14 protein-coding genes and 1 riboswitch are annotated in these 18,041 nt (G+C 28.0%); of the genes, 12 read left to right on the top strand and 2 right to left on the bottom strand.

The window, feature by feature from the left end; all coding sequences use genetic code 11:
* Positions 1-65: 65 nt before the first annotated feature.
* Both pepF and BN2087_RS02320 read left to right on the top strand, forming a co-directional pair.
* Positions 66-1,865: an oligoendopeptidase F gene (pepF, locus tag BN2087_RS02325; RefSeq protein ID WP_049690286.1), complete on the top strand. Its 1,800-nt coding sequence runs from the start codon at positions 66-68 to the stop codon at positions 1,863-1,865.
* A gap of 732 nt (positions 1,866-2,597) precedes the next feature.
* Positions 2,598-3,275, top strand: a complete 678-nt coding sequence (locus BN2087_RS02320) for a CPBP family intramembrane glutamic endopeptidase (RefSeq protein ID WP_049690285.1) — start codon at positions 2,598-2,600, stop codon at positions 3,273-3,275.
* A 51-nt stretch (positions 3,276-3,326) separates the two neighbouring features.
* On the opposite strand, the gene BN2087_RS02315 is transcribed toward BN2087_RS02320, so the two are convergent.
* Both BN2087_RS02315 and BN2087_RS02310 read right to left on the bottom strand, forming a co-directional pair.
* Positions 3,327-5,312, bottom strand: coding sequence for a hypothetical protein (locus tag BN2087_RS02315; RefSeq protein ID WP_049690284.1), 1,986 nt, complete (start codon positions 5,310-5,312; stop codon positions 3,327-3,329).
* Between the two features lie 363 nt (positions 5,313-5,675).
* Positions 5,676-7,943 carry a DUF5633 domain-containing protein gene (locus tag BN2087_RS02310; protein WP_049690283.1) on the bottom strand — a complete coding sequence of 756 codons (2,268 nt, stop codon included), beginning with the start codon at positions 7,941-7,943 and terminating at the stop codon, positions 5,676-5,678.
* Between the two features lie 177 nt (positions 7,944-8,120).
* On the opposite strand from BN2087_RS02310, the gene BN2087_RS02305 reads away from it, so the two are divergent.
* The 10 genes from BN2087_RS02305 (at position 8,121) to BN2087_RS02260 (ending at position 17,891) form a co-directional block, all read left to right on the top strand.
* A complete protein-coding gene (locus tag BN2087_RS02305) occupies positions 8,121-10,256 on the top strand; it encodes a restriction endonuclease subunit S domain-containing protein (RefSeq protein ID WP_049690282.1) in 2,136 nt (711 codons plus the stop codon).
* 150 nt (positions 10,257-10,406) lie between these two features.
* Complete coding sequence (locus BN2087_RS02300) at positions 10,407-11,072, top strand: winged helix-turn-helix domain-containing protein (protein ID WP_049690281.1); 666 nt, start codon at positions 10,407-10,409, stop codon at positions 11,070-11,072.
* Between the two features lie 58 nt (positions 11,073-11,130).
* A riboswitch (FMN riboswitch) is annotated at positions 11,131-11,244 on the top strand.
* 250 nt (positions 11,245-11,494) lie between these two features.
* Positions 11,495-12,091 carry an ECF transporter S component gene (locus BN2087_RS02295; protein WP_049690280.1) on the top strand — a complete coding sequence of 199 codons (597 nt, stop codon included), beginning with the start codon at positions 11,495-11,497 and terminating at the stop codon, positions 12,089-12,091.
* Between the two features lie 652 nt (positions 12,092-12,743).
* Entirely contained in the window at positions 12,744-13,169 is a 426-nt protein-coding gene (tsaE, locus tag BN2087_RS02290) for a tRNA (adenosine(37)-N6)-threonylcarbamoyltransferase complex ATPase subunit type 1 TsaE (RefSeq protein WP_049690279.1), read from the top strand.
* Between the two features lie 8 nt (positions 13,170-13,177).
* Positions 13,178-13,846 carry a tRNA (adenosine(37)-N6)-threonylcarbamoyltransferase complex dimerization subunit type 1 TsaB gene (gene tsaB / locus BN2087_RS02285; RefSeq protein WP_049690278.1) on the top strand — a complete coding sequence of 223 codons (669 nt, stop codon included), beginning with the start codon at positions 13,178-13,180 and terminating at the stop codon, positions 13,844-13,846.
* On the top strand, positions 13,839-14,276 hold the full coding sequence (rimI, locus tag BN2087_RS09350; protein ID WP_049690277.1) for a ribosomal protein S18-alanine N-acetyltransferase: 438 nt from the start codon (positions 13,839-13,841) through the stop codon (positions 14,274-14,276). The genes tsaB and rimI overlap by 8 nt, the downstream gene beginning before the upstream one ends.
* Positions 14,277-15,287 (top strand): tRNA (adenosine(37)-N6)-threonylcarbamoyltransferase complex transferase subunit TsaD, encoded by a 1,011-nt coding sequence (gene tsaD, locus BN2087_RS02275; protein ID WP_049690276.1) that lies wholly within the window; start codon positions 14,277-14,279, stop codon positions 15,285-15,287.
* Between the two features lie 17 nt (positions 15,288-15,304).
* Positions 15,305-15,652 (top strand): hypothetical protein, encoded by a 348-nt coding sequence (locus tag BN2087_RS02270; protein WP_049690275.1) that lies wholly within the window; start codon positions 15,305-15,307, stop codon positions 15,650-15,652.
* On the top strand, positions 15,636-17,030 hold the full coding sequence (locus tag BN2087_RS02265) for a S41 family peptidase (protein WP_049690274.1): 1,395 nt from the start codon (positions 15,636-15,638) through the stop codon (positions 17,028-17,030). Before BN2087_RS02270 ends, BN2087_RS02265 begins: the two co-directional genes overlap by 17 nt.
* 9 nt (positions 17,031-17,039) lie before the next feature.
* Positions 17,040-17,891 (top strand): ROK family protein, encoded by an 852-nt coding sequence (locus tag BN2087_RS02260; RefSeq protein WP_049690273.1) that lies wholly within the window; start codon positions 17,040-17,042, stop codon positions 17,889-17,891.
* The last annotated feature ends 150 nt before the right edge of the window (positions 17,892-18,041 follow it).

Genomic DNA, 18,041 nt, shown 5'->3' with positions numbered 1-18,041 from the left:
CCCTCCGTTTTTTTCATTATACTCTATTGTGATGGTATAATAAAATTTAGAAATGGAGGGAAAAAATGCTAAAAAGAAACGAAGTTGATATAAAAGAAACATGGAAATTGGAAGATTTATTTGAAAATGATGAGAAATTTTATGAAGAACTTGATAAAACAATCAAGAAAAGTGAAAATTTCAAAAAAACTTACAAGCAAGTAGATTCTTCCGATAAATTATATATGGCCCTAAAAGATTTGTCTGAAATTTATGGGGCCATGCACAGGCTTGGATCTTTTGCAGGAATTTCTACAGAAGTTGACGCCAACGATCCACATCCACAAAAAAGATATGCAAATTTTGGTTCAAAGGCGAGTGAAATCTATGCAAATTTAACTTTTTTTGATGGACTTTTGACAAAAATCGATGAAAAAATCATAAATGAAGTGAGAGAAAATCACAAAGATTATGATTATTATCTAAAAAGAGCCTTGGACAAAAAAGATCATATTTTGGATGATGCGGCTGAAGAAGTTATTTCAAAATTGTCTCCAACTTTTGATGCACCATACGGCGAATATGCGTCTTTGCGTTATGGGGATATAAAAGTTGATGATATAGAAATTGATGGGAAAAATATTCCATTAAACCACAATACTTTTGAAGAATATTATGAAACTGATAAAGATACAAAAGTAAGAAGAGAAGCTTTCAAAAATTATCACAAGGCACTTTCTCGCTATGAATCAGGAAACGGGGCAATTTATAATACCCACATAAATAATGAAAAAATCCTTGCAAATTTAAGAGGATATGATTCGGTAATTGATATGCTTTTGTCCTACCAAGATATTCCAAGAGAAATTTACGACAATCATATTAATACGATCATGGAAAAACTTCCAAAACACATGAGAAAATATGCAAATATTTTGAAAAAAGTTTACAAACTTGACGAGATGACTTATGCGGATTTGAAACTTTCAATTGATTCTGGTTTTTCAAAAGAAATTGAAATCGAAGAGGCGAGAGATTATATAGTAGATGGCCTAAAAGTTTTGGGAGATGATTATGTAGAAATGCTCAAAAAAGCCTTCAGTGATAGGTGGATTGATTATGCGCAAAACGAGGGAAAAAGAACTGGAGCATTTTGCGATACACCTTACGGCTGCCATTCTTATATAATGACAACCTACAACAAGGACATGAGCCAAGTAATGACTCTTGCTCACGAATTGGGACACGCTGGACATTTTGAAAATACAAACAAAAATCAAGATGCAATAAATACAGATGTTTCAATGTATTTTGTAGAAAGTCCATCAACAGCAAATGAAATAACTATGGAAAGATATTTACTAAAAAACGCCAAAGACGATAGGGAAAAATTGTGGGTTTTGGATACAATGATTTCAAAAACCTACTACCACAATTTCGTAACCCATTTTCTAGAAGCAGCTTTCCAAAGAGAAGTTTATGAAAGAATTGACAAGGGAGAAAGCCTTACAGCAGGAGATTTCAAAGAAATTTTTGGTGAAAAATTAAAAGAATTTTGGGGAGAAGATGTGAAATTGGTTGAAGGATCAGACTTAACCTGGATGCGCCAACCACATTATTACATGGGACTTTATCCATACACCTATTCAGCAGGACTTACAATAGGAACAAAAGTTTCCGACAAAATAATAAATGGAAATGAAGAAGACATAAAAAATTGGAGAGAAGTTTTAAACCTAGGCTCAACCCTAAGCCCAATGGATCTTTCTAAAAAAGCTGGAGTAGATATGACAAATACAAAAGCCTTAGAAGAAACAATTGAATTTATTGGAGAAATAATAGACCAAATAGATGAGCTTTGCGAGAAGCTTGCTCTTTATGAATAAAAAATATAAATTTAAAATTAGATAAAGAAGACACATAACCCATCTCGAGCAGATAAACAACCGTTGATTTCGGTTATTTATCCCGATTTATCGTGCAAAGCGAGTCGAGAGATCTCATGAATTTAGTAAATCTAGGAAATATTAAATAATTTATAGTAAACTTCAATGGACAAAATAAATTAATTTCTAAAATTAATAAAGAGATCTCTCGACTATCGCTCGAGATGGGTTAATTTTTGATTTACTAAATACTTCGAATCACTTTAAGGAATTCTATAAAAATATAATAAATTCTAATAGCAAAATATATAATTACTGAAAATAAGAATACAAACCCATCTCGAGCGAATGTAATGAGTCGAGAGATCTCTCGATTATAATCCGAGATGGGTTAATTTTGATTTACTAATTTACTTCGAATGATTTTAAAAAAATTTACAATAAATTACTAAGAGAATCATAATTTTATGTTAGATAAATAAAATGTAATATTATTATAAAAAAGAATTTATAATTTCTGGAAATAAATCTAACTTTAGTAATTAAATAGAAGAAAAAATAACCCATCTCGAGCAAATAAATAACCGTTGATTTCGGTTATTTATCCCGATTTATCGTGCAAAGCGAGTCGAGAGATCTCATGAGTTAAATAAATCTGGAAATATGTATTTATTTCAAAAAATTCTCATATTTTGGGTAAAAATATTTATATACCACATTGAAAGGAATTTTATGAAATATTTATCTAAACGATTTAACGGCAAATATGGATTTTTCAAATTTTTATTTTTGTTGCTTTTAATTTTTTTGGGACCTGTGCCTGCAAGTTATAGTATTTTAATTAGGGGCGTGGACAAGTCGGTTTTGTATATTATTACTGCGGCTTATGTCCTTCTTGCTTTTCTATTTTTTCTTATTTTTTATAGGAGATTTAAATTTTCTGGGGGATTTTTTAAGAATTTGAGGGTGGTTATTCTTGCCCTTATTGGAATTTATGCCCTATCTTTTCTTATAGAATTTGCTTTTGGTGAGAATATTACAAATCCTGAAAATCAAGAGACTATTGAATCAATGCTTAGGTTGAATTTTTCTCCAGCTTTGATTGCCCATATAGTCCTTCTTGGACCTCTTGTTGAGGAATATACTTTTAGGGAATATCTTCCTGGAATTTTTAGGAATATTTTCAAAAGACGTGACCAGGATATAAAGGATTTTCTTGCCCTTATTATGGCAAATATTTTGTTTTCCCTTGCCCACATGCCAACTGATATTTATAGCTTTTTGGTTTATTTTTCAATTGGCTTTGTCCTTGTCTTGGTGAGATTTTTTACAAATAATTTGAAATTATCCGCCCTTGTTCATATTTTTTGGAATTTGTTGTCAAGTATACTCTTATATTTTGCCTTGTAATTTTAAAAAATAAATTAAAAGAGGCCTTTGCGCTGCAAAAGCCTCTATTTTTTATTCTAAGTTTATTTCTTTATATCCATCAAATTTTATTTTATTTACTGCATCAGCCTCTTCTATGTCTGAATATAATTGTTGGATATTATAATCTATTGCTCCATTTTTCTCAATAATATTTGAAACTACATAAACTACAAAAGTTTCTTTTGGTTTTGTTTTTTCAACTTCATCTCCATCATCGTTATAATCTTTATTAACTTCATCATAATTTATTTTGTAAATATAGGCAAGAGAGAATGATCCGCCTTGATTATTTTCAAGTTCTTTTTTTGATACTTTCTTTTCATATAAGCCCGCTAATTCTATTTCGAGATTTTTAGTTTTTGTTGAAAAGAAGCTACCGTCAGAAAGGTATTGGTCAGATATTTCTTTTTGAATATCTCCTTCAAATTTTTCAACATTATCTTCACTAATATCATCGTAAGAATTTATAAATTTATCCAAGCCCTTAACCTTAAATTTCTTTTCGATTTTGTCATCGCTAAAGGAAACTTTGTATGGAGGGAGAGCAGTGTATTCAACAGTTGCAGTTATTACGTCTCCGTTTTTGATATTTTTTTCTTTGTCCAAAGTGATTTTTTGATTGTAAGCTTCTTCGATTTCTTCTTTTAAAAATTTATTTTTATATTGACTTAAAATTGGGGAGTCAGTAGTTTCAGCCCAAGCATTGGCATAGCCGCTGTATCCTTCAACATTAATTTTAATATCAACACCAGAAGTATCAAATTCAGCATCTGGTTGTAAAGCATAATAAATAAATCTTCCTGCGAAAAGCAAGATAATTGCAGCCAAGACACCAAGGCCTATAAACAAAAATTTCTTTTGACCTTTCTTGGAAGTACCTATTAGGTTTTGATTATTACCTTGATTAGGATTTTCTTTTCTAACTTCCCTTTCTTGGAAATTCGTATTTACATTATTTTTTTGAGTATTTTCAAAGCCCATATCATTTTTATTTTCTTGATGATTATAAAGATTTATATTTTCCCCAAAAGACTCATTATCTGATAATTTTTCATTTTCCTCAAAAGGCTTATTATTTAAAAAATTCTCGTTTTCAGTTGACTTATCAATATTTTCTTCGATTTTTTCTTCATAGGAATTCTTTTTTAAACCAGAAGAAAAATCATAAGCGCCACGCTTAATTTCTACAGAATCCGAAGAAGGATTTGAACTTTCTTTCCTATCAAGAGATTTCATTATTACTTCATCCCTGTTTAGAATTTTTGTTTTGTCAAAATCTTCATTTCTTTCGATATTATTATTCGCATCAAAAGAATTTTTGTTATTTCCAAAGTCCCTAGGATTTTGATTTCTTAAATTTGGATTTTGATTAGGATTATTTTCCCTTAAATTTCTATTATGTTCTTCATTAAAATTAGAATAATTTTTCTTAGACCTATCAACAGGATTTACTGTATTGTTATTAGTAAGTCTAGACAAAAAATGCAATTGCCTGTTATTTGCTATTGTAATAATTAGTAAGACTATAGAAATAAAAGTAAAAATAATTCCGAGAACTAGAAAAACTCCGGCTATTTTAAGAGGTCCTTCATATTTATCAAGATCAACATTATAAATAGCATTTAATATAGAATCCGTATTTGCATTCATAAGGTCTTTTAATATGGATAAAAAATTGAAAATAATTTTCATAAATTCTATCGAAAAAATCACAAAAAGCACATAAATAGCTGTAGAAATAATATTAAAGATATCATCTAGTTTACTTTCCTTAAACAAACCATAAGATATGGCTGTTAAAATAACATTTATCAATAAAAATACAATTATAAAAATATAAGATATTTTTATACCATTAAGCGAACTTTTAAAAAAATGAAGAACAACTTCAAAAGAATCATAAGTACCAATCTTAGAAAGTTTGTAAGTAAAGTAACAGAAAATAAAAGATGCCAAAATTAGTAGGATTTTTATAACTAATTGACTAATTTTCACATGCCTGTATTTTAAAATCATATAAAACTCCTTATTATTAAATTTTATTATTAAATTTTTTGCAATAAGCATAGCTTATTAATGGAAACGTTACAACAAAAATTATAAATTTGCTAAAAAAAGCAAATTTATAGAAACAAATCAAATAAAGTGACAAAAATTATTCCATAAAAAATAATTAAAAATATTTACAAAAATCTAAAAATAAAAATCCTCCTTTACAAAAAATCCAACAGAAAAATCCACATTTTATACATAATATTATATCATAATCCAATGAATTTTTCTGGTATTTTACCAATAAAATAATTTATCAAAATAAATAAATAAAATTTTAAAAACAAAAATATTCCCCAGCAAAAATGCTAGGGAATAGTATAGAAATTATTTATTTTTTTTAGATAAAATTAAAGCAGCAAGACTTGAAGAAGCTATTGCAACTATGCTTGTAAGACTAGAAACTCCAGTTTCTACATTATTTGATTTAGCAACTCTTTTTGGCTCACTGTTTGTAGTTTGAACTTTTATAGTTTTGACAGGTTGATTATCTTTTTTGCTCAATTCATAATAATAATATTTTCCATCGTCAGTTGTTTTTATTTCGTAATGATTATATTTATTATTGTTTTTAAGAGCTTCTTTTGCTTTTTCAATTGCCTCTTCTTTTGTGGCATAAGCTTTAAATTCTGGATCCTTTTCTAAAGGGCCTGCTCCCATTCCGTTACCTTTATTAGCGGAAGAATCTTTATTTTTGCCATCTTTTTCTTGTCCAGTATTTGTATTGTTATTCTTATTTTCTGTTTTATTATCGTCGTTTTTCTTATCTTCTTTTTTATCTTTTTCTTCTTTGTTATCAGAAATATTTTCTTTATTATCTTTATTTTCTACTTCTGTGTTTTTACCCTTATTATCTTTATTGTCTTTATTATCTTCTGGCTTTACATTCTTGTCTTTGTCATCATTTTCTTTTTCAATATCTTTTTTGCTAAGTTTTTCAGAAGGAGAATTTTTGCTGTCAACTATATTTATTATTATATTTTCAGTCAATTCTTTTTCTCCTTCATTTAGGTCAAAATAAGTAAACTTAACTTTCAATTTTTGTTTGCCCAATTTATTTGTATCAATTGTATCTTGGTCCCAATTATAGTTTAAACGTGAAACATCTTTAAAATCTTTAAAATCCATTAAATCTTTTATATGAGGAAGTTTATTTCCCTTTTCAAGATCTGCATTATAAATTGTAATAAAATCACGATTTGTTAATTTAACTTGCTTATTTACACTTTTATTTTTAAAATCATATTGGGCAAGAAGATTAAGATTATTATCAATAGCATAACAGAAATTTTTATAGAAATTTAAAAAATAAGTTGTATGATCTGCAAAAGGTTGATAATTAATTGCTTTTTTTTCAAATTCCTCTCTTGTTAAGAAATCAAATTCTGATGAAAATTTAGTATAAATTAAATGTCTAATCAAGGCTTGAGATTTTTTGTCGTATTTATACAAATCTCTCAAACCATCTTTCTCATGATTTTCTAAAATTTCGCGAGTTTCATTATAATCTTTATACATCCTATCTATTTCTTCTTTACTATATTGTTGAGGACTATAATCTGGATCATCTTTTGAGTCATTATAAGATAAAGTATAAAAATATTTAGAATTTTCAGGAGATTTTCTTACAGTAAAGTCGTTTAGTCTATTTTCTTTTTTTAGAGCATCCTCTGCAGCTTTAAAAGCCTTATCAAAAGTATCATAGAAAACTCTATCATTTCCATCATCAACAACTTTCACCCTTATAAAATTTTCTACCAAGTGACCTAATCTTATATCAAATCCAGAATGCCTATAAGTATAAGATAGAACGCTTGCTTTTATTTTATATTCTCCTACTTTACTAGGATCAAAGTCTTTTGTATCAAAAGAAATATTAAATCTTCTAAGATTTTTATCAGCAAAATAAGCTTTATCATTTTTATAATTTAATTTTACAAAATCTCTTAGCACAGAAGCTGAATTTTTTGCAATGGTACCATCTGCAAAGCCAATATCTAAATTTTCATCAAATTTTTCTATTCTTTTATTTTCTTCAATATTTATAATATTTTGTACTTTAGAATAAGGTTCAGACCTTTGGTATTCATCGCTTTTTTCATATTCCTTAGCTTTGTCATATTCTTCCTTATTAAAAGTTATATTGTCATTATTATCTCTATATTTGCAATCATTTTCATCGACTCGGCTGTATTGTTTGTTACTTTCATCAGATTTTTCAGACATTTTTTCTAAATTAGAATTTTCTTTAAGATCTGCATTATCATCAGTTTCAAGATTAGCTTCATCACTTGGATTATTTTCTTCATCGCTTAAAATTTGATCATCAGCTTCATCGCTTGGATTATTTTTTTCATCATTTAAAATTTCATCATTAATTTTATTTTCTTCAGGAATTTCTTTGATACTTTCATCATCTTTTTTTCCATTCTTATCAATTAGCTTATTTTTATCTAATGGATTTTCTTTTGTAACTTGTTCTGATTTTTTTTCTACATCTATAGCTTGATCAGCGTAGGATATATTAGTAATAGTACTAACTGATAAAGCTAAAATTAATGCAGAACCTAGCATAATTTTTTTAGAATTTTTCATATTTGCCTCCATAATTTGTTCATATTCTTACAAAGAATATATCATTTACAAATATAAATTTCCGAGTAACTTAACTCCCCAAAAATTTTATAAAAATAATAGAGTGACAATTTACTCTAAATAAAATAAAAAGATATTGTATAATTATATTATAGAAATATTTTGACAGGTGATTTTATGAAATACGAATTATTAAAAAAAGAATTTTCTCATTTATCTTCATTTATGATTTGGGATGATTCTTTTATAAAAAATGCATTGCCAGATTCTTTAGACGATGAAAAATATAGGGATAAGTATTTAAATTCTGAATTCATTTATATAGCTTTAAACCTAATAACTGATAACGGAGATTTTTATAATATTTATAAAAATTTTTCAGGAGATGTTTATAAGGATATTTTTGATAAAACAAATTTAAAGCCTTGGTGGGTTTTTCATAATTTAGAAAAGGGAATTTTTGCTTTTTCGGATCCTGCAATTTCAAAATTAAATAGGACTTTTACCTCTACAAAGCTTGAAGGATCATATATTACAGATTTTCTAAAATCTTCGATAGGAAGTGAGTATTATGATGGTTTTGTAACAAAATCAGCTTACGAAACTAAAAAAATTTTAAAATCTCTAAAAAAAGGAGATTTAGACAAATATTTAAAAATCCAACTAAAGGCCTTAGATAGGGAGATATATTTATTAGAAATTGAAAAGCCAAAATTTATACTTATGTCCAGTGTTTTCGATATTTTCTCTTACGCCTTTAATAATCTTGTAAATGAAAAAGAATTTCCTCACATTTTTAAAGGAGAAATTGTAGATAAACCTACTTCTTATGGTGCTCCTTTAAATAATTCTCAATTTAATTTAACAAGTATATTTTTAAAAAACATTGACCAAAATTCTTATCCGAAATTTATGATAAATTATATAGAAAAAAATTATAAAATAATCGAAAATTTAATTAAGATAAACAACAAAGCCTTTGTAATGACTATTTTATATTCAAGTTTGAATTTATCCTACAACCTTTCAAAAGAAAGTTTTACCTATATAAAAAACGTTGAAACAAAATACAAAACTTTAATAAATAAAATAAAATCATCTTTTTCAAAGGAGATGATAAGAGAAATTATAAAAAATTTACCCTTTTTATTAACAAAAGATAAGTCTTGGATAAATAAGAAAAATATATATTTTTACGAAAAAATCTTTTATCAAAAAAATAGTATGCTAATAAATCTTGATGATAATTTGGATTTATTGATTGATTTATTAAAACTAGAAAGCCTTAGTCAAGCATCTTTTTTAGCTTGTGAAAGAAATAGAATAGATTCATTTGTTTTTTTAAATTTATATAAGAAATCCCTAAAATCTTCGTCAGGAGGAAGAGTTTTAAATACAAGTTTAGACGCTATTAAAAATTTGAAATTTGATACATTTATTTCTAGAATTTGCAAAGAAAATATAAAAAGAGTAGAAAAAATCTTTTCAAACAATAAGTTTGATAAGTCAATCCTATTTATTTCTTATAAAGAATTTAAAAGAGAAAGAAACAAAGAAATATTTAAAAAATTAGGAAAAAAATATAAGCTATATGAAATTATAAACTGTAACAATAGAGAAATTTTTTTAAAGTTAGGAAAAAAATCTGATGATATATCATATAAATTTTATGACAAAGATTTCAAATTGTTTGTAGAAAAAAAATTGCCAGAAAATTTTATAGATGATTTTGAATTTTTGCAATTAAACTTATTAAAAACTGAAAAAATTTATAAATTTGAAGAATTTATTACTTTTATTAGAAGGGGTTACTCCATGACTGATCTTCTAAATTCGGGAGCAAAATATTCAAAAGAAGGTATTTCTTATATCACAAATTCAAATATTTCAAAAGGATTTTTAGATAAATCTCAGGCAAAACTTAGTTTTTTAAAAGGAAATTTCACCTTTGCACAAAAAAACGACCTAGTAATTTCAAAATCACCACCTTACAAAGTAGCCTTAATTGAAGATGATAAAAAATATTTAGCGAATGATAATTTATTTATAATAAAAATAGATAAAAATAAAATAGATCCAGTTTATATATGGGCATATCTTCAATCAAAAAAAGCGCAAAATATTATTATTAAAAATCATCAAGACACAAAGAGTCTATCAATAAAAATGTTAAAAAATATGGAAATAATTATTTATGATAGGGAAAAGATGGAAAAAATAAGTTGTGAATTTTTAAAAAACATAAAAATTTTAAAAAATTCTTACAAAAAAATAGAGGATATTTCGAAAATAAATGAAGAAATTTTTGAGTAAAAAAATAAAATTGAAAAGATTTTAAAATGTAAAATAAATTTCAAAAAATTTTGAATTTTTATCTTGCTATTGGATGAATTTTTCTATATAATAAAATTGAGTGAGTTTGTCACGACTTAAAGTGATAATATTTTAAAGTTAGGAGAAGTTATGAAAATAGCATCTATGGAATATAAAAATGGAATTTCTAACTTGCTCAACTCTAAATTCGATGAAAATGAAGTTGTTGTCAAAAAATATGAAAATTTTGAGGATATAATCCTTGAAGATGACTTATCGGAATTTGATTTAATTCTAGTGGATATGACTCATACAAGGTGTATAGAGCTAATCCAGTACATAAAACAAACTACGAATATTCCGGTAATTTATCTTACCGACAGGTACAAAAAAAGTCCTTACGAGGCAAAAATTGACGATAAGGATTTTGTAATTCATTCATATTCGAGAGATGAATTTGTAAAATATACCCTAAAAAAGGTCGATGAGATTAATAATTCCAAAATTATTTCTTTTGGTTTTTGCTCAATCGAAGTTGACAATGGGATTTTTAGAATTGGAAACGATATTCTAGATCTTACAAAATCAGAGATCAGTCTTTGTACAATTCTTATTAAAAATCTCAACAGGCCAGTTTCTAAAGAAATTATTGTAAAAGAAATGGCAAAAATGGGAATTGAAACAACAGATAGATCAGTTAGAGAACACGTTAGAAAAATCCGTAAAGAATTTAAAAAAGTTAAACTTGAACCAATAAAAACAGAAAGAGGCCAAGGCTACACTTGGGTTTTGGAATCTTGTGATGTTAAAAAATAAATTTGAGCCGGCGAAAGCTGGCTTTTCTTGTACATGAAAATATTTTGTGATATTATATAAATATCTTCAGGGTGAGGTTAGATTCCTAACCGGCAGTTAAAGTCTGCGAGTTTTTACTGAATGGGTGAAATTCCCATACCGACAGTTATAGTCTGGATGAGAGAAGATATTCTTTTTATGAGAAATTATTTAAGCCCTGAAAGGGCACAGACTTTTGACAAACTAAAAAAATTCCCATTTCGACCGAGTGCAACGAGCGGAGAAATCTCATGGGATCTCTCCATGCGTTCGTTTCACTCACTTAGTCGAGAAGGGTTTTAGCGTAATTTTATTTTAAATTAATAATGAATTACTAAACTGACTTTGTCTACGCTTTGAGCCCTGAAAGGGCATTTTTTTATGCCAAATTTTAGGAGGATATTATGAGCCATGATCAAAAAAAATTAAGAAATCTAGTTAAAGTTGGAATTCTTGCAGCCATGAGTTTTATACTTATGTTTTTTCAATTTCCAATTCCAGTTGCACCACCTTTTATGAAAGTTGACCTTGCCGATGTGCCAGCACTTATTGGTGGATTTTCAATGGGACCTGTTTATGGAATTTTAATCCAACTTATTAAAAATATTTTAAATTTAAGCAAGACTAGCACTTATGGAGTCGGAGAAGTTTCAAATTTTGTTGTCGGTGGACTTTTTGTATTTGTTTCTTCAAGCATTTATAAAAGAAAGAAAACCAAAAAAAATGCAACCATAGCTATGGTTTGCGGAGTTTTGGTTATGTCACTTGCAGCAACCTTATCAAATGCCTTTGTAATTTTCCCACTTTACGGAAAAGCAATGGGAGTTGATATGGGAGCTTTTGTAGCAATGGCACAAAAAACAAACGCCTTAGTAAAATCATATTTTACAATGATGATTTTCGCTATCGTTCCATTTAATTTAATAAAAGGATTTATTGAAATTTTGGTGACAAAATTATTGTACAAACACGTTTCAGGAATTTTGCACGAAAGAAAATAAATATTTCAAATAAAAAACAGACTTTTGAGTCTGTTTTTTATTTGAATAATTTTATGAATTTCCAAAAATACAAAACTTCAGCAATTAAATAAGTCATACATCACCCATCTCGACCAGATAAATATGCCTTGATTGGCATGTTTATCCCGATTTATCGTATGGAAGGAGTGGAGAGATCTCGTGCATTAAGTTAATTTAAAAATAAAGTAAGCATATATGAAATAATCTTGAAAATTTCAAAGCGAAAATAAATAACAAGCAAAGATAATAAAAGAGATCTTTCGACTAGGCTCGAGATGGGTTTGTGCTTTATTAGATTTATTAATTGATATGGATGTAATTAAGTAAAAATAAATAATCAAATTAAATAACAGTCACCTATATTAAGAAAAATAAATTGCACTTATATCAATAAAAATCAAGAGAAAAGAGAAAATAAAACTTTAGCGATTAAATAAAGAAAACCTGCACCCATCTCGACCGACTGTAAGGAGTGGAGAGATCTCTTTTTTTATCTCTTTATATTTTCAAATAAAATTTTATAACTTATTTCCCTTAAAATCATTGGATTTTTTTAATTTTAGATTATAATATATCTGACAAAAAACCTTAAAATTGACTTTTGTAGTATAATAGATGATAAGGAGTTTTTATGAGAATTAATTCTTTAAAGGAAATGGAAGATTTTGCTTTTGATTTTTCTAAAAAATTGAAAAAAGGCCAAGTTATAAATTTAATTGGAGAAATGGGTAGTGGGAAGACTACTTTTGTTTCTTTTGTTTGCAAATATTTTGGTATTTCTAATACTTCATCTCCAACTTTTGCCCTTGTAAATATTTATGATGGTAAAAAGAACGGAGAAGATTTTCCGATTTATCACCTTGATCTTTATAGGTTTGAAAATCCTGATGAAATTTTGGATATAGATTATGAAAATTATTTTTATCCTGAAGACGCCATTACATTTTTGGAATGGGCAGATAAGGCGGAGGATTATCTTCCAGATGATATGATTGAAGTTAATATAGAAAAAATTGATGAGAACGCTAGGGAAATTAGCGTGAAATTTTTAGATTAGGAGAAATTATGAGAGTTTTAGGAATTGATACTTCCACAATGATTTCAACTGTAACTGTTGTTGAAGATGAAAAAGTCATTGGGGATTTTAATGTAAATCAAGAAAAAACTCATTCTGAATCGCTTGTTCCAATGATTGAAACTTTGTTGAAACTTTTGGGACTTAAGCTTTCTGATATAGATATTTTTGCCATAAGCCAAGGCCCTGGATCTTTTACGGGTTTAAGAATTGGTATGACCATTGCAAAGACTTTTGCCCAAGTTGGAAATAAAAAATTAATTCCGATTTCAACTTTAAAGGCTCTTGCTTTAAATTCTTCTTCAAATTTAGCGAAAGTAGCTATGCTTGATGCAAGGGGAAAAAGAGTTTATGGAGTAATGTATGATGAGAATATGAATGAAATTGTAAAAGAAGATTTATATAATATTGATGATTTTTCAAAACTTTGCAATGAAAAAAATATAGATTTTGATTTAGTTTCAGAAGTCGGTGAAAAATATAGGGATAAATTTTCTAGGGCTAGAATTTTGGATTTTTCTTATAATTCTTGTATTGGGAAAAATTTGTGTAAACTTGCTCTTTTGAAAAAAGATGAAAATTGTGATCTTTATAAGCTTGTGCCAAATTATTTGAGAAAATCACAAGCGGAAAGGGATAGAGAAAAGAAAAATGATTAGAACTATGACTGTAGGAGATACGGACAAGGTTTATAAAATCGAAGCTAGGTCATTTTTTAGACCTATGCCCAAAAAAGACCTTATTCATGATATTGAAAAAAATAAGCATAAGGATTTTTTTGTATATGAAAAAAACGGAGAGGCTGTTGGATTTTATATAATTTCAAAAATTTTGGATGAGATAGAAATTTATACTATTGCAGTTGATGAATTTTATCGTGGGCAAAATATAGGATCACTTATGCTTGAGCATATGATTAATTTTGCAAGAAATTTAAAAGTTTCCAAAATTTGGCTTGAAGTTTCTACCAAAAATATCCCAGCTATTAATCTCTACCAAAAATTTGGTTTTGAAAAAATCAGACTTAGGGAAAATTATTATGCTAGAACTCATGAAGATGCTTATATAATGTTAAAGGAATTGGATTAGATGAAAGATTTTTATACAATGGGGATTGAAACTTCCTGTGACGATTCTTCAGTTGCTATTTTGAAAAACGACAGGGAAGTTTTGATAAATTTAATATCATCACAAATTGATATACATAAAATTTTTGGAGGAGTTGTGCCAGAAATTGCATCAAGAAAACACCTTGAAGCAATCAATCCTTTGATTGAAAAGGCACTTTTGGATACAAATTTATCTTATGAAGACCTTGATTTAATTTCTGTAACAAAAGGTCCAGGCCTTATTGGTTCACTCTTGGTAGGAATTTCTGCTGCCAAGGCTCTTTCTTTGTCAGCAAATATTCCAATGATTGGAACAAATCACATGCAAGGCCATATTTGCGCAAATTATTTGTCAAACAAAGACCTAGAACCACCTTTTATTTCTTTGGTTGTAAGTGGAGGCCATACTTATCTTGTAAAAGTAAATGGGTATACTGATTACCAAATAATTGGAACAACAAGAGATGATGCGGCTGGAGAATCTTACGATAAAATTGCAAGATCAATCGGTCTTGGATATCCAGGCGGACCAAAAATTGATAAACTTTCTAAAGAAGGAAGAAAGGATGCGATTGATTTTCCAAGAATTATGCTTGAAAAAGATTCTTATGATTTTTCATTTTCAGGACTTAAAACTTCAGTTTTAAATTACATGAATCATCAAAAGCAAAAAAATTTAGAAATAAATAAGGCTGACTTGGCAGCAAGTTTCCAAGAAGCTGTTGTGGATGTTTTGGTTGAAAAATCTATGAGATTAATTGATGAGACCGGTTTAAAAACTTTGGCAGTTTCTGGTGGAGTTGCTGCAAATTCAAGATTAAAAGAAAGATTAAAAGAAGAATGCGAAAAAAGAGGCGTCAAATTTTATTATCCAGATATAATTTTGTGCACCGACAACGCAGCCATGATTGCTATGGCAGGATATTTAAATTACAAGGCAGGAGCAAGGTCTGATAATTATTTAAAAGTTTATCCAAATTTAGGACTTTAATTTGATATAATAAAATTATGAATAGAGAAAATACAAAATTTAAAAAATACAATACAAAAAATAAAATAACTTACATTCTTTACTTTTTGTCTGCAATTTGTGTTTTTGCCTTTGGCCTTTATTATAAAGAAGGATTTGAGCTTGGTGGTGGAATATTTTTATTTTTAAGAGGACTATATTTAATAAAAACCAACAACAAGGAAAAGGGATCAATAATTAGAAATGAAAAAAAGGGCTTAAGTATAAAGCTTTTATTGGTCTTGGCCTTTTCTTTGATAAATCCCATAGGAACTCTTCCTTTTTTATATGAAATTAAAAAAAGAGATTGGATTATAAACGGAGGGCTCGATGAAGAAAAAAAGTAAATTAAGCCTTCTTGTTTTGGCGATAATTATTTTATTTTCCTCTTGTGCCCAAAGGAGAATAGACTATCTTGAGCAAAGAAGAGATATTTTAATTTCAGAAAAAAAGCCAAAAGAAAAAAAGATAGTAAAAATAAATCCAGATAAAATTGACGAATTTAAGACTATTAATGATTATGTAAAATGGTACAACAAACTCGATGGACCTTGCCAGTTGATTTTCGAAGACAAGAAAGAAAAGAAAAATTTAAGCCAAGAAGAAATGGTTGAAGATTTCAATTATCTTTTTAGTGAAATTCGAGATAATTATCCCTTTTTTGGGGTTTTAAAAAGAAAATATGGTATCGATTTTCTTTCCAATTATTCAAAATATTTAAATGAAGTGAAATTTTGCAAAAGCGACGAAGAATTTATAAAAACCATGGAAAAGATAATCGGCGATCTTCATAATGACCACGCAACTATTGCACAAAAGGACTATGTGGAAGAAACCCTCGATTATTATTCACATTTTTGGAAAGATCCTTCTATGTATTATGAATTTTTGGCCATGAACAAGGAAAGTGTAAGAGATAGGTACGGTGTAAAGGGTCTTCAATCAAAAGATTTGAAAAAGAAAAAATCTTTGAAAAAATCTAAGGATACAGAAAATTTAGAAAATTCTGGCGAAAATTTAGAAGTTAAATTGCTTGATAAAAATATCGGTCTTGTAAAAATAAACGAAATGCTTGCAGAATATGAATTAAATTCTGATATGGATAAATTGGACAAATTTTTAGAAGAAAATGAAAATCTCAAGACTCTCATTATAGATATAAGGGGAAATTCTGGAGGAAATATAGAATATTGGCAAGAATATTTGCTTCCAAGATTAATAGAAAAAAAGGTTTCCGTAAATAACCACATGTTTTTTAAAGATGGAATGAGAACAAGGCTTTTACTCAAAAGCGAGGGAATTTCTTGTGAAAATATTTCAAACGTAGATTTAGGAAAAATGGACCTTGAACACAAGGAAGATTTAAAAGATTTTTCATATTATAGCAAGGATAAAATAGAAATCGCCCCAATGAAAGATAATAAATTCAAGGGGAATTTATATTTGCTAGTTGATGAGGGAGTTTATTCAGCAGCAGAAGGCATGGCAAATTTTTGTAAAAATGCAAAAATTGCAAAACTACTTGGACAAAAAACTGGAGGAGACGGAATAACCCTTGGACTAATAAATGATGTTTGTCCAAATTCTGGTCTTGTTTTTACCTACACAAACACCCTTGGATATGGGCAAGATGGCCTTATAAATGAAGAAGAAAAAACAAGCCCTGATATATACACAGAAAGTTTCAACGAGTCGATAGAGGCGATTAAAAATTTGGAAAAATAGGAGAGTGAGATGTACGGATCAATAGAATTTGGCGGAACAAAAATAAAATGTGCAAGCTTTGATGAAAATGGAAAAGTAATAGACGATTGTTGGATAGATACAGGAAAACCAGAAGAAAATTTAGAAAAAATCGGAGAATTTTACAAGAAAAATCCAGTAGAAGCTCTTGGAGTTGGAGCCTTTGGTCCAATAGATTTAAACGAAAATTCAAAAACCTACGGTTTTATCCAAAATACACCAAAAAAACTTTGGGTAAACTATGATTTATTAGGAAATTTAAAAAAACAAGTTTGCCAAAAAATTAAAATTGTAACAGACGTTGGCCTTTCATTAATAGGAGAAGCCAATAAAGGAGCAGGAGAAAATTTAAACTCAAGCTTATATCTTACGATAGGAACAGGAATCGGCGGAGCCTACGTTCAAAACGGAAAATTATTAAATGGATTTTCCCATCCGGAAATGGGACATATAAATATAAAAAGGTTAAAAGATGATGATTTTAAATCAATTTGTACTTACCACGAAGATTGCCTAGAAGGACTTGCCTGTGGACCAAGCGTTCACAAAAGACTTGGAAAAAATCCAAAAGAAGCAGACATAAATGAAAAATCCTTCAAAATCGCTGCAAATTATATAGCTCAAGCAATCTACACCTACACCTTAGTTTTAAGACCAGAAATTGTAATAATCGGCGGCGGCCTTATAAATAAAAAAGGCTTTATCGAAATGATAAGAGAAGAATTTGACAAAATAAAGGGAGATTATCTAGAAATCACTCCAAGCGAAAAATATATAGTAAAACCAAAACTAAAAAACGATTCAGCCCTAGTGGGAGGATACTTGTTGGCAAAATCTTTGTAAAAGAGAAAAAATTTAATGAAAAAGGATTATTATTTTTAAATTTAAAAATTAATAGTCCTTTTAAATTTAAAAATAAAAATTTGAAAAGAAAAAACAAATATTTTATTTTAAAATATTTTTGCTTGTAATAAAAAAATCGTTTTACCTTGC

It is taken from the genome of Anaerococcus jeddahensis (genome assembly GCF_001182725.1).
GTDB lineage: Bacteria > Bacillota > Clostridia > Tissierellales > Peptoniphilaceae > Anaerococcus > Anaerococcus jeddahensis.
The sequence above is the reverse complement of the archived record's forward strand: the minus strand, read 5'-3'. Positions and strand labels throughout refer to the sequence as shown.